13 protein-coding genes, 2 tRNA genes and 1 pseudogene are annotated in these 13,608 nt (G+C 36.8%); 10 read left to right on the plus strand and 6 right to left on the minus strand.

Annotated features, from left to right (window positions below):
• The first annotated feature begins 108 nt into the window (after nucleotides 1-108).
• Both CP357_RS03080 and CP357_RS03085 read left to right on the plus strand, forming a co-directional pair.
• Nucleotides 109-780, plus strand: coding sequence for a hypothetical protein (locus tag CP357_RS03080; protein ID WP_098036514.1), 672 nt, complete (start codon nucleotides 109-111; stop codon nucleotides 778-780).
• A 215-nt stretch (nucleotides 781-995) separates the two neighbouring features.
• On the plus strand, nucleotides 996-2,189 hold the full coding sequence (locus CP357_RS03085; protein WP_098036532.1) for an SLAP domain-containing protein: 1,194 nt from the start codon (nucleotides 996-998) through the stop codon (nucleotides 2,187-2,189).
• A gap of 71 nt (nucleotides 2,190-2,260) precedes the next feature.
• On the opposite strand, the gene CP357_RS03090 is transcribed toward CP357_RS03085, so the two are convergent.
• Nucleotides 2,261-2,683 (minus strand): ImmA/IrrE family metallo-endopeptidase, encoded by a 423-nt coding sequence (locus tag CP357_RS03090; RefSeq protein ID WP_098036515.1) that lies wholly within the window; start codon nucleotides 2,681-2,683, stop codon nucleotides 2,261-2,263.
• Nucleotides 2,680-3,033: a helix-turn-helix transcriptional regulator gene (locus tag CP357_RS03095; protein ID WP_013436925.1), complete on the minus strand. Its 354-nt coding sequence runs from the start codon at nucleotides 3,031-3,033 to the stop codon at nucleotides 2,680-2,682. The genes CP357_RS03090 and CP357_RS03095 overlap by 4 nt, the downstream gene beginning before the upstream one ends.
• Nucleotides 3,034-3,190: 157 nt before the next feature.
• On the opposite strand from CP357_RS03095, the gene CP357_RS03100 reads away from it, so the two are divergent.
• A complete protein-coding gene (locus tag CP357_RS03100) occupies nucleotides 3,191-3,514 on the plus strand; it encodes a helveticin (protein ID WP_098036516.1) in 324 nt (107 codons plus the stop codon).
• A gap of 52 nt (nucleotides 3,515-3,566) precedes the next feature.
• Nucleotides 3,567-4,562, plus strand: a pseudogene (locus CP357_RS03105) (helveticin J family class III bacteriocin).
• 50 nt (nucleotides 4,563-4,612) lie between these two features.
• Here the strand turns inward: CP357_RS03105 and CP357_RS03110 are convergent.
• The 4 genes from CP357_RS03110 to CP357_RS03125 all read right to left on the minus strand — a co-directional run bounded on the left by CP357_RS03110 (nucleotide 4,613) and on the right by CP357_RS03125 (nucleotide 6,091).
• Nucleotides 4,613-5,293 carry an SLAP domain-containing protein gene (locus CP357_RS03110; protein ID WP_087363442.1) on the minus strand — a complete coding sequence of 227 codons (681 nt, stop codon included), beginning with the start codon at nucleotides 5,291-5,293 and terminating at the stop codon, nucleotides 4,613-4,615.
• 170 nt (nucleotides 5,294-5,463) lie between these two features.
• A tRNA-Lys gene (locus CP357_RS03115) sits at nucleotides 5,464-5,536 on the minus strand.
• Nucleotides 5,537-5,676: 140 nt separating this feature from the next.
• Nucleotides 5,677-5,898, minus strand: coding sequence for a hypothetical protein (locus tag CP357_RS03120; protein ID WP_025005631.1), 222 nt, complete (start codon nucleotides 5,896-5,898; stop codon nucleotides 5,677-5,679).
• 120 nt (nucleotides 5,899-6,018) lie between these two features.
• Nucleotides 6,019-6,091, minus strand: a tRNA-Lys gene (locus tag CP357_RS03125).
• A gap of 135 nt (nucleotides 6,092-6,226) precedes the next feature.
• Here CP357_RS03125 and yycF point away from each other — a divergent pair.
• From yycF to CP357_RS03155, 6 genes are all read left to right on the plus strand, one after another.
• Nucleotides 6,227-6,943, plus strand: a complete 717-nt coding sequence (gene yycF / locus CP357_RS03130) for a response regulator YycF (protein WP_056945541.1) — start codon at nucleotides 6,227-6,229, stop codon at nucleotides 6,941-6,943.
• A gap of 67 nt (nucleotides 6,944-7,010) precedes the next feature.
• A complete protein-coding gene (gene walK / locus CP357_RS03135) occupies nucleotides 7,011-8,867 on the plus strand; it encodes a cell wall metabolism sensor histidine kinase WalK (RefSeq protein ID WP_098036533.1) in 1,857 nt (618 codons plus the stop codon).
• A complete protein-coding gene (locus CP357_RS03140; RefSeq protein WP_198995850.1) occupies nucleotides 8,857-10,206 on the plus strand; it encodes a YycH family regulatory protein in 1,350 nt (449 codons plus the stop codon). The genes walK and CP357_RS03140 overlap by 11 nt, the downstream gene beginning before the upstream one ends.
• A gap of 2 nt (nucleotides 10,207-10,208) precedes the next feature.
• Nucleotides 10,209-11,033, plus strand: a complete 825-nt coding sequence (locus CP357_RS03145) for a two-component system regulatory protein YycI (RefSeq protein ID WP_098036518.1) — start codon at nucleotides 10,209-10,211, stop codon at nucleotides 11,031-11,033.
• A 16-nt stretch (nucleotides 11,034-11,049) separates the two neighbouring features.
• Nucleotides 11,050-11,847 (plus strand): MBL fold metallo-hydrolase, encoded by a 798-nt coding sequence (locus CP357_RS03150; RefSeq protein ID WP_098036519.1) that lies wholly within the window; start codon nucleotides 11,050-11,052, stop codon nucleotides 11,845-11,847.
• An 81-nt stretch (nucleotides 11,848-11,928) separates the two neighbouring features.
• Nucleotides 11,929-13,170, plus strand: a complete 1,242-nt coding sequence (locus CP357_RS03155; protein WP_098036520.1) for a S1C family serine protease — start codon at nucleotides 11,929-11,931, stop codon at nucleotides 13,168-13,170.
• The last annotated feature ends 438 nt before the right edge of the window (nucleotides 13,171-13,608 follow it).

Below are 13,608 nucleotides of genomic sequence, written 5' to 3' on the forward strand. Positions count from 1 at the left end.
ATTAAAAAATCAATTTACGAGAAAGATCTATTTACACAAAAGATTTGACAGTTTCAAAATTTTTGTGCAATAATATTCCTGAATTCATGAATAAAGGGGTAATTGAGTATGAAACTTAACAAAAAAATGTTGTTTTCTTCTGCTGTTATTGCGGGACTTCTCTTAGGCGTTGCGCCTGCTACTGTTCAAGCTGCAAGTACTGCTAGCAATGCACCTAAAACCACAAATGTTAATCCGAAGGCCGTAATTGAAAATGACCCTAAGTTAACTAAACAAGGCTATGTTTTAAGAATTAAAAATTCTAAGGATGCAGATCTTATTTATGTAGGTAAAAGCAACTACAAATATGCTTTAACGCATTATGAAACCTTCAAGGGCAAGACAATTAGTCCAGCTAAGGTCCAAAACGTTAAATTTAGAGTTGAAAAGGTAGTAAGATTCCACGGCAAAATTAGTGGTGCTCCATTATACTTAGTAGTTTCTAAGGATAAGAAGTACAGCTGCTGGACTACGCAAGCAATGCTTCAATATTATTACTTCAACAGCAAGGGGATGCGTGGAGTAGTAAATCCATTGAAGAGAATTGCTAATAGAAGCGCTGATAAGAACATTATTAGTCTAAAGAATAAACAAAATAAACGCGACTTTAATGCAGCGATGAAGGCTGCTAATAAGCTTAAGGGTAGTCAGAAGAAATTTGTGGTAAATTCTTTGAAGCAACTTAAGAAAGATAACAATATTGGCGTTGAAGGCGACAATTTACTTTTATTTGGCCTTTAAAGTGAAAAAATACGTTAAAAGAAGATAGAAAAACTGATGCATCTAAGTTATGAAGCTAGGAGCATCAGTTTTTTGTTTCTCTTTAAATGGAGTTTAATGTATTGAATGTTAATACAATTATAGTCCATTTTCATTTATGTCCATATTGATTGACTTAAAAATTGGGGGGGAGATAATAGAAGTATCAGCGAGATATTAACAGAAAGATGATTAAAATGAAGAAGAATAAACTTATCTTGGCTTCAGTTGCAGCATTAATGGCTGTAAGCCCAGTGCTTTCATTCGGCTCACAAGCCCACACTGTTCAAGCTGCAGATAATTCTGTCAGAAAGACAGTTATGCATAATTCAATTGCTTATGATAAAGATGGCATTTCAACAGGTCAAAAATATATTACCTATGGCTCAATTTATGTTGACCCAACCCCTGTAACTATTAAAGGAAATCAATATTACAAAATTTCAGGCAAAGATCAATATGTTAGAGTAACTAATATTGATGGTGTAAGGCGTAGAGTAACCCACAATGCTTATATTTACCGTACTTCCACTCAAAGAACACCTTACGGTATGACTGCAAGCAGTAAGAAATGGAAGTTATACAAAGGCGAAATAGTAACTACTTATGGTGGCTACTACACTTTTAAGAATGGCAAGCACTACTTCAAGGTAGGCGGACCAAGAAAGCAATATGTTAGAACTGCTAACTTAGGTCCAGTTATCGGAACTAATACTTCAACAAGTTCTAATAATTCGTCAAACACCACAACCAATAATACCCAACCAGTTGGTAAAGATGAAACCACTGTAACGGTAACTACTCCATATACTTATCTATTTACAGAAGTGCCTGGCAAGATTGAAGTTCAACGTACTAATAAACGTGTTAAAAAAGGTGATAAGTTTGTAGTAGACCGTTTAGAACAAGGGACACGTGCTGGTACTGGGCAAGACGGTGATGACGATAATGAGCTAGCAATTTATCATATTAAGGGAACAGATTATTGGATTTATAATAATGATGTTCAAGCTGCTAAGCAATTATCAGTTCAGAGTTATAACAAAACAGACAAATCATTAATTACTATGGATCAACCAGTTGAAGTCTACAATGCAGATGGTACTTCTCAAAATATTAGAATTAAGAAGAACGATTTGGTATGGAGAGTTGATAGCTTATCATACATTTGGGTAGCCAAGGAAAATAAGGCTGAACTATTCTATCGTTTACATTTGAATGGTGAATATAGAAGCGTTTATCGCTTAACAAACAATGGCGACTATGTTTCCGATCGTGTTCCAATTAAAAATGCATACATAAAAGCAAGTGAAGTTAAAGTTGATCCAAATGGTTTGAAATTAACTCCATCGAACACAGAAGCTGAAGCAGAGGATGCTGCGAAAAAGTAAAATTAAAAATAGATTTTAAAACTAAAAAACTGATGCATCTAAGCTATGAAGCTAGGAGCATCAGTTTTTTGTTACATTAGATCGTCATTGTCTTTAAAAAGTTGCTTGGTTGCAGCGGTCATTCTTTCGGGGATGCCATAGTTCTGCATAAAGGTTCCTGGTTCTTGAATGTAGTCACCATTTTTGCAGGAATAGTCGTAAATAATCTTAAGAGAAAATAGATCTGCTTCCTCTTCTTCCGAGTTTTGTCCTGAAAAGCTAGGCCAATAAGCAATACCTGAATCACCTAACATTAAGTGACCAATTTCGTGACCAATGATAAAAGGCAATTCATTAGGATTATGCCAATTAGTATTGATTACCATTTTATGAGCATTCTTAAATGAAAGTGCTGGGTCATATGTCTCTCCTTTAACCAAGATGTATGAAAGACTTTGCTTAAAAGCATAATTGAGTAAGTACTCAATTAACTCTTCTTTGCCTAAGTTTCTCATTTCTTGTCTGCACGACCTTCCTTAATGTCATCTTCCATTAATCCTCGAATCATATTGAGATATCTCTCAGGAACGTTGTAACCATGATATGAATAAGGCTTTTCTTCGTCTAGTGGAATAGAAGTTGGTTGTCCTTTTGCAGGTATAGGGGTAGGATCATCGGTTTTGCCTTTTAGATAGTCGATTGAAGTATTTAGTACTTCGGCAACGGCTTCTAAGGCATCACCACCAGGTCTTTTATTCTTCCAATTATAGATAGAATTAGTACCTAACCCAGCCTTATCATTCACTTCACGTAAGTTCATTTTATATTTTTTTGCTAATTCTTTAGTACGCTCTAATTCAATCATGGCAAGCATTCTCCGAATATTTTAAATTATTAAATAGGTATTTTTACTAAAAATTTATTGACAATATTAGTCTTTAGACGTGGCATAAGAACTGTCAACGAGGTATGAAAGAAATAAGAAAAAGCCTAGAAACACGTGTGTAAGTAAGAAAGAAATCATGGATATTCATGATTACGTTGAACTAATAGCTCTAGCGTTTTGGGTTATTAGTGTTGTAAGTGTTGGTATCTTGAGTCATGTTCACTTTAAGAATAAAAGGCTGGAAAGATTGCGTATCGTTACAAGCAATCTAATGAAAAGCTACATCAACATGTATGACCAAGAGAATTTATCTGATGAAAAGAAGATCAATCGAGTTGGCAATGCAGTAGTTGATGGCTTGCAAGCTAAGAGCTTTAAGTTGAATGAACAAGAAGTGCAGGACATTTTTGCGGAAGTTGCAAAGCAAATGAATGACTTGCACGAGACTCAGGATAAGTAGATTTTTTGGAGGTTTTATTATGGTTGATATTACAAATGCGAATATAGAGAAAATGTATGAGTTGAATGGCTTACATGAGGTTGTAGTTCAAAAGGGTAATGTTGGAAAGACCTACAATTATGCTCTTCAATTACTAAAACAGGGTACAGATGCGGTAGTATATCGTGCTCGTCATGGGAGAGATTTTGTGAAAGGAAAAGGCAAGAATAGTAATGTTGAGCGATTGTATTTAGATGGGATTCATTCTGTTCCTGCTAATAAAACTTTGCAAGCAGCTGGTGGTCATACTCAAACTTGGGAATATGCTAATCGGACAGATTCTTATAGTTGAGCAAGTGAATGGTTTATCGGTACTAAGCCTAAAAAAGATCCTGATCATCCTTCAATTTATTGGGATACTCAAATTGCTAGAGTAAAGTTCAGTAAAGCTGAATATAAATTCAACACGCAATTACCTCGCATTTCCAATTTAAATCAAGCTGGTAGGAAATTTGGATTAGCATATAGTGGTAATGACTTGGTTAGATCTGAAGCAGCCGTATCTCCATCTCCAAATTATAGTTATTTTTTAATTGTTACTGTAGATAAAAGTGACACAGGATATTTTTCACTTTATAATTTGGAAGATGTTAACAATGCTTTAGATAGAGTTGGTACAGGTGATGTAAATTTGAAGACAGACGCATTAGCTGATCAGTGCTTGAAAGCATTTAAAATTAAAGGTCTAGTAAAAGAAATTACATCATTACAAGGATATGATATTGATGATAACCTGAATATTTATATTTCAAGTGAGGCACATCCAGATCAAACAGATATTTATTCTAAACCTAGAAAAATAGTCAAAATTCCATGGGAAGCTACTGAAGCTTCTGAATGGGATATAATTCGTTTAGATAATAGTTTTAAATTAAATGAATCGGGATATGCTACAGAATTTGAAGGTATTCAAGTTAATAGTGAAAATGATCTTTATCTGACTGTTGCCTACCATGATAGTTCAGATTATACAACTCGAAAGAATAAAATTTTTAAGATTAATTGGTAGTTAATAAAAAAAGACCAATATGTTCAATGCTTAAACATATTGGTCTTTTTTTAATATTGCGTTCTTTGCATGTTGATAAATGATTTTGTTGGATGAGCTGAAAATGGCATTTTTGGCTTTTTAACTACATTTCCAGAGTAAATCCAGTATTGCGTGTTTTTAATATGATAAGAAGAATAAAGTGAGCCATTTAAAATATTGGCTTCATCGACTACTAATTTTTGTCCTCTTTTTAAGATCTTCTTGGTAAATTTACCAGATGGGTTCATAGCATATACATTTTTATCTGGTGGTAATGGCTTTCCAACTATTACAGTTGCTTGATTAGTAAAAACAGTTTTTTGGTTTATTCTTTTGATATTACAACATTTGATATATTTATTATTGTTCAACTTGTAGTATGGTTGAGATTTAATAACTTTATATGGAAGATAATATAAATCAACTTTAAAATCAGGACTTGATTGTAAATCTTGTCGTACTTGCACGTAATATCTCTTCACAGAATTTGTTTTTAGCAATTTTCCTGGAGCAGTAACAGCCTTATTCTTCTTGATGTAATTGTTTTTACCACGTAAACGTTGGCCTTTGTTGTTGTATACATAGGAGTTACTGTTTAAATACAGCTTCACATTATTGGCTGCCTTAACTGGGCTGGAATTCATGCCTAGTGAAACGATGCCTAAAAAGACAGCGATCAGAACAGTAAATATTGTTTTATTCTTTTTCATGTGTTAACACCTCATCAATATTCGAATGTTAACCATATTAAAGCACATAAATTGGGGGGTACAATAATTCACACTGATCCCAAAAAGACGGCCATCAAGCCGCCTTTTTCACATATCTAATTTTAAGCACAAAAAAAGCACCGCCTTCTTGCAGTGCCATTTCCATATTATGGGTGGCCAGGGGATCGAACCCTGGACCCACGGATTAAGAGTCCGTTGCTCTGCCAGCTGAGCTAGCCACCCATATTTTTTATCAGCTCTCTCGCTGACAGTTAAATATATTACCAGTAGATTTTGCTTTTGACAAGTACTTTTTTAAAAAAAGTCAAAATAATTGCTCAAAAACATAAAAAACAAAAAATCGGCCATTTGACCGATCAATCTTAAAGCTTATCTTCAATGTGATATGCAGTGCCAGTCTGATCTTCCTGCATCTTGTCCGCATAGTAGACAGCATAGATACCACTCTTATCATTTTTAGCAATTACAATCTGGCGGCCCGTTGGACGTTCTGCCTTAATAATTTGTGCACTTCTGCGTGCTTCCTTGAAGTCATGGGAAGATGCAATCGCATCCCCCGGATTGAAAAATACAGCTTCGTTCATAGTAAAGCCCCCTTAGTCAAAATATCTTATCTATATTTTACCAAGATCGGCAACCTTAAATCCAATTAGAAGATCAAAAAAAGAGATAGGATTAAAATCCTATCTCTAACTAATATATTATGGGTGGCCAGGGGATCGAACCCTGGACCCACGGATTAAGAGTCCGTTGCTCTGCCAGCTGAGCTAGCCACCCATGTGCTGAATCAATCAACAGATATTATTATGCAATTAACTGGCAAAAAATGCAAGACTTTTTTTAAATTTTTTCGATTTTTTTGGCTAAAACCGCAAAATCCAGTATAATGTAAGGGCAAAGGAGGCATTCCCGATGCCAAAAAAGATTCTCGTCGTCGACGATGAAAAGCCGATTTCTGATATCATTAAATTTAATTTAACTAAGGAAGGCTTTGATGTCGACACCGCCTATGATGGCGAAGAAGCTGTTAAGAAAGTTGACGAATACGATCCAGACTTAATGATCCTGGATTTAATGTTACCAAAGAAAGATGGACTCGAGGTTGCTCGTGAAGTTCGTCAAACGCACGATATGCCAATTATCATGGTAACAGCTAAAGATACTGAAATTGATAAAGTACTTGGTCTAGAAATGGGTGCTGATGACTATGTCACTAAGCCTTTCTCTAATAGAGAATTAGTTGCCCGCGTTAAAGCTAACTTGCGCCGTCGTGATATCGTTAAGAAGGCAGAAGCAGCCAGCCAAGATGATACAGATAAGAATATTAAGATCGGTAACTTGGTTATCATGCCAGATGCTTATATTGTTGAAAAAGATGGTCAAAAGATCGAACTTACTCACCGTGAATTTGAGCTTCTTTACTACTTAGCTCAACATATGGGGCAAGTTATGACTCGTGAACACCTTTTACAAACTGTGTGGGGCTATGACTACTTTGGCGATGTGCGTACAGTCGACGTAACTGTTCACCGCTTGAGAGAAAAGATTGAAGACAATCCAATTCAACCTCAGGTTTTGGTTACTCGTCGTGGTGTAGGATATTACGTAAAACAGCCAAGTGAAGGTTAATGAAGAAAGTCACAAAACTGAAAAGGTAAGTGACTTTCTTTTTTATGTTAAAAATGTTGAATGAATGATGAAAAAACTCAGAGAGAAATTAAACGCTACATTTAATTCAATTAATACTAAGCTAGCGATTGTGTTTATGTTGATGCTGCTAGCAACAATTGAAGTAATTGGAGCTTATTTTACCAGGCAATTAGAACAAAATAGTATTGAAAACTTTCAATCATCGATTCAGATTCAGACGATCGTAAGCAATCAGTTGGCCAATCAACTAGCCAGCGATAGCAAAAATGCCAATGATCGCTTGAATCAAATCGTCAATGATTATAACAATGACTCGATTAGTGAAATTATCGTTGTTGATAATAAAGATACGATTCGTGCGGTCTCTAATTTGAACGATAAAAGCAAGATTGGTCAGCGAATTAACAATACTGATGTTAAGCAAGTAATTTCAACCGGGCACCAGATTAATAAGGTGGTTGATGATCATGGCAATTACATGATTCAGATCTCGCCTTTAACTAGTGGCAACGGTTCGAACAACAATGTTGGTGCAATTTATGTTAAGGCCAGCATGCAGGATGTCTTCGATAATCTGCGGCAGATTTCCTTAACATTCTTGATTGCTTCATTAATTGCGGCACTACTTGGAGCATTTTTAGCACTAGTTATTTCCCGCGCAATTACTCAGCCGATTGAGGAAATGCAAAAACAGGCCCTGCATATTGCCAACGGTGATTATTCTAGTCAGGTAAAAATCTACTCAAACGATGAGTTGGGACAATTGGCCAAAGCCTTTAATACTTTGTCCGTTCGAATTGAACAATCGCAAGAAGAATCAGATAGTGAAAGACGTAGGCTAGATAGCGTGCTGTCGCACATGAGTGATGGGGTGCTTGCTACCGACCGTCACGGCAACGTCAGCGTCGTTAACCACATGGCACTTAGCTATTTGAATGCGGACGAAGATGAGATCATTAATAAGCCAATAGCAGAAGTTTTAGGTTTGAAAGATACATCGTCACAAGATTTGATTTCTAGCCAAAAGGAAATCGTTGTTACTCTTGATCCGGGTACGCGTGATGAAATTATTTTGCATGCTAGTTTTTCATTAATTAAGCGTGTAACAGGCTTCGTATCAGGTAGTGTTTGCGTTCTTCATGATGTCACGGAACAACAAAAGAATGAAAATTCACAAAGACAATTTGTTTCCAACGTCTCTCACGAGTTAAGAACACCTTTAACAAGTTTGCAAGCCTACATTGAAGCTTTAAATGAAGGTGCATGGAAAGATCCTGAAATTGCGCCTAAATTCTTGGAAGTCACTCAGCAAGAAACAAGTCGAATGATCAGAATGATTAACGACTTACTTAGCCTGTCCAGAATGGACCGTGGCGTTTCAAAGATGGATCTGGAATTCGTTAACTTGAATGACTTTGTAAACCATATTTTGAACCGGTTTGATATGATTGTGAAAACCGATAAAAATAAGGACCACAAAAAGAAATACACTATCAAACGTGAGTTAGGCAATCAGGCCCTTTGGGTAGAGATTGACACTGACAAGATGATGCAGGTGATCGACAACATTATGAATAATGCGATTAAATATTCACCTGATGGTGGTGTGATTACCGTTCGCTTAACTCATAGTCAAGGTCACGTTATCTTGAGTATTTCTGATCAAGGATTAGGTATTCCTAGAAAGGACTTAGGTAAGATCTTCGATAGATTCTATCGTGTAGATAAGGCTCGTTCACGTGCTCAAGGCGGAACCGGGTTAGGTTTAGCCATTGCTAAAGAAATTGTGGAAGCTCATCATGGTCGAATTTGGGCTGATAGTAGCGAGGGCAAGGGTTCTACCTTCTATATTTCCTTGCCTTATGAACCAATGACAGAGGAGGATGACTGGGATGAAGTTTAAATTCAAATTCGGTGAATTTTTCTTAGGTTTAGCTACCCTGCTCGCCATTGTTCTTTCCATTGTTTTATGGATTTTTATCATGACGAGTGACCAGCGTTTCAGCAATATTGGTCAAAATCAGAATAATACTACAAAAGAGCAGGCTCGTAGCCATAGTGCAAAATCACTGTATGATCTGTACATTCCAACTACTTCATACGGTTTTGTAGACGGCAGATTATGCCAGTTGTATGATTCAAAAAATAATTTAACTTTGGAATTTACCAAGGAAATTCAAAAAGCCAAGGCAGTTAGCGATGTAAAGAAAATTGTTAAGTCTCGCGCTAAGTACGAAGAATATTTGAATGATGATGCTTATTTGCAATTAGTTTATCCTGATGAAATTACCTTTTCTTTGTTCAATCGTTTGAACAATTCTAATAACGATAATCGAGAATTTAATCGCTTCTTTGTTTCGCATTCCAATAACATTATTTATTTAGGCAATGATCAAACTAGTGCGATTTACCGCATTAAGATCAAGGGCGCTAACTTTGATAAGTTGCGTAAATTTGCTCGTAATGCCAAAACTAAGAGTCCAGTGCACTTGGTTAAATTGCAGGAAGGTTATTCACCATTCTATAGTCGAACAACCAATAGCAAGGTTTACAGCTATTTGACTAATCACCAGTCTTATTCTTACTTCGTTTCTCGCTTATTGGGAACTTCTGGAGTAACTAGCAAGACTAATAAGAGTGGACAAACCATCTATTCTATCAACTATTACACCAGATTAAAGGTGCCAGATCCTGAATCAGGTGAGCATAATTACTTGTATACTCATTTTGAAAAGAATAAGATTCCGAATGCAACTAACCGTCTGCTTGATAGCGTGTACTACGTGCACCAATTGGGATTAACCGAACAAGATCTGCGCTTCTTTGACGCGGATGGCTCTAATGTGGGCTATGTCAACTATATTGAAGGGATTCCTGTTTTCTTGAACCAGCATGATTTGCAGGTTAAAACTACTTTTTCATATGATTCAATTAACGTTGCCTTCAACAGTGTTAATTTCCAAATTCCGATTCCTTTTGATGGTCAAACTCAAGAGTTAAAGCCGACTGCTGAGGTAGTGAGTGAACTAGGTGCGCATGGTCTTAAGCAATCTGATATTCAACGAATTATTGTAGGTTTCAAGATAGAAAAGGATTCTAGTCACCATAGCTTGATTAACTTAATTCCAACTTATTACGTAAAGGCTTACGATGAGTGGAAGAGCGTTGACGAGTGGGAAAAGAAGAATGTAGCTCCTTACCGTAAACCTGGGGAGACAGTTAAAACTAATGAGGTGAAATAAAAATGGACCATAAACGAATAGAATGGCTGTTTTTCATTGTTTTCTTGTTAATTGATATCTATTTAGGAATTGAAATCCTGCGCTCTCCTGTTAATTTAAGTGGGGCAGATACGGCAACTCGTAGCGTGGCCAGCATCCGTTCAGAAATGAAGTCAGATAATATTGATTTGCCAGATAAACTTTCTAATGCACCTGCTTCAGGCTATTATTTAGCAACCAAAAACCGTAATTATCTTTCCAATAAAATAGGTGCTTTGACCAATGTTAACGCACGCTATTCTAAAGACGAAAATGTTCTTTACGCTGCACCTAAGATGACAACGCTCTTGGATAAAAATCCTAAAAAGGCACTGGAACAAGTAAATAAATTCAAGAATGACCCTAAGAATGTCCCTTATGGAAAAGAATTCAAGTATGAGCCGGATATGTCCAGCGAAGACAATTATGTTTTTGTGCAAACAACTGACTATGGCGAGATTTATGCTGGTTCAGCTCAATTGAGCATTGCGGTCAAGGATCATCAGATTATCAATTATGCGGAATCTTACATGGGTCCAGCTAGTCCAGTAAGAGAATTGCAGTCAACGATCAGTGCAGTGCGTGCAGTGCGTGCGATGTATACTAATCGAGAGTTGACTAACAATTCGAAGGTAACGCAAATTAAGTTGGGCTATTCTAAGTTGACTGAAGTTCGTGGCAGTACGATTTTGTTACCGACTTGGTTAGTCTGGATAGAAAACAAGACCACTAAGAATATTACGTTAAAGCGAGTTAACGCATATACGGCGCAAATGCTCCAGTCGACTACGTATAACGTTGAAAAGTAGAGAGGTAAAGACAAAGATGAAGGTTTCCGTTTTAGCGAGCGGGTCAACCGGTAATACTAGTTTAATCGAAACAAGCCAGCATAAAATCCTTATGGATGCTGGCCTTTCTGGCAAAAAAACTAAGCAATTATTGGCCAATGTTGGCGTAGATATTAATGATATTGATATGGCGTTTTTGAGTCATGACCATACGGACCATAGCGGTGGTTTAGGCGTTTTGATGCGCCGTTATCCCAAGATCGATGCTTTTGCTAATAGCGGCACATGGCAGTATCTATTAGATACGCAAAAGATCGGTAAGTTGCCGGCAGAGCAGATGAATACGATTGAACCAGGGCAGACTAAAACTTTTGGCGATCTCGATGTTACGGCATTTGCAACTAGTCATGATGCGGCCGAGCCACAGTATTATGTTTTTACAAGTGGTGGAAAACGAATTGTGTTTTTAACAGATACAGGCTATGTCTCTGAAGAAGTTGAGGGGACGATTGAGGATGCGGATGCCTATATGATGGAATTCAATTATGATACTATGATGCTAAGAGATGGACCGTATTCTTGGTCGCTTAAGCAGCGAATTCTGTCAGATGTTGGGCATTTGTCAAACGATGAAGCAGCCCAGGCTTTAGTTGATGTGGTAACGCCCAAGACGAAGCATATCTTTTTGGCACACCGTAGTCAGCATAATAATACGGAATACTTAGCACATGAGACGGCGAAAGAAATGCTGATTGAAGGGGATGCAAATTTGAGTGATGATGTACAAATTATTGATACAGAACCCGCTAGTCCAACAAAGTTGATAGAAATTTAGCAGTTTTTGTATAGATTATTCATATATTTTTCAAATTTGCTCGGTATAGTATTAACAATGATATGAGGGGAGAGTAACGGTATGGTAGAAAATCAAAATAATAATCAAAATCAACCTAGAAGAAAGAGCGGTAACAAAATTATAGCTACTGCAGCAATCGTTGGTGTAGTTGGCGGACTTGTCGGCGGTGGCGTGTCTTATTACGCAATGGACCAAATGAATAATGGTCAAGCTAATAACACTGCACAAACCAGTATTTCTTCAAGCAGCAGCAAGGTTTCTGAAAAGAGTGCCAAAAATGGTGGTACGATGACTGCTGCTTATAATGATGTGAAAGGTGCGGTTGTTTCTGTCATTAATTTGAAGCGACAATCAGCTTCAAGCGGTGCAGATTCACTTTATAGTAGCTTGTTTGGCGATGATAGCGACAGTTCTTCAAGTAAGAGTGGCAAGCTTGAAACTTATAGTGAAGGTTCTGGTGTCGTTTACATGAAATCTAATGGTAAAGGCTACATTGTAACTAACAACCACGTTATTTCCGGTAGTGACGCAGTACAAGTTTTGCTTGCTAATGGTAAAACTGTAAATGCTAAGGTTGTGGGTAAAGATAGTACAACTGACTTAGCCGTTTTATCAATTGATGCTAAGTATGTAACTCAAACGGCTCAATTCGGCGATTCTAAGCACCTAGAAGCCGGTCAAACCGTAATTGCGGTTGGTTCACCACTTGGTAGTGAATATGCTTCTACGGTAACGCAAGGGATTATTTCAGCACCTGCAAGAACAATCTCTACTTCATCAGGCAATCAACAAACAGTTATCCAAACTGATGCCGCAATTAACCCAGGTAACTCTGGTGGTGCATTAGTTAACTCAGCTGGTCAAGTTATTGGTATTAACTCAATGAAGTTGGCACAATCAAGCGATGGTACTTCTGTAGAAGGGATGGGCTTCGCAATTCCTTCAAATGAAGTAGTAACTATTGTTAATGAACTGGTTAAGAAGGGTAAGATTACGCGTCCACAACTTGGCGTGAGAGTAATCGCACTTCAAGGTATTCCAGAAGGTTACAGAAGCCGTTTGAAGATTAAGTCTAACCTTAAGAGTGGTATTTACATTGCATCTGTCAATAAGAGTGGTTCCGCTGCAAATGCAGGCATTAAGAGTGGCGATGTAATTACTAAGGTTGACGGCAAGAAAGTTGACGATGTTGCATCGTTACACAGTATCCTTTACAGTCACAAAGTTGGTGATACCGTAAATGTAACCGTGAACAGAAATGGTAAAGACGTTGACATGAAGGTAAAACTTGAAGGCAACTAATTAATAAATAAAAATATTTAAGCAAAGAAAAAGAGCTATATCATGCGGATTAAATGCAGATATAGCTTTTTTTATTAACTATAATAATGTGTAACAAGAAAAAGTTCGTTTTCTTCATTTGTCAAGAAACTGCTAATGAAAGAGCGCTTGTTGACAAATGTGGATAACTCTGTGGATTGTGGATAACTCGGCTGATTTTGTGCTTGATTAGTGTGGATAATATTTTTAAAAATAAGTGAATAAATTTTGTTAAAACGTGCGTTCATGCCGGTATGTTAGGCTTTTTAACGTAAAGTTTGTGAAAAATGCTTATCCATAGGTAAAATGTGGGAAAGTTTTTTGAAAAAAATTCAATAAAATTTTGACCACAAAGTATTGAAGATGTAGTTAATAATACCACAAAATGTAGATTGTGTTTTGAACAGGATGTGGAAAACT

Origin of the sequence: Lactobacillus sp. UMNPBX6, assembly GCF_002553975.1 — a bacterium.
Lineage (GTDB): Bacteria > Bacillota > Bacilli > Lactobacillales > Lactobacillaceae > Lactobacillus > Lactobacillus gallinarum.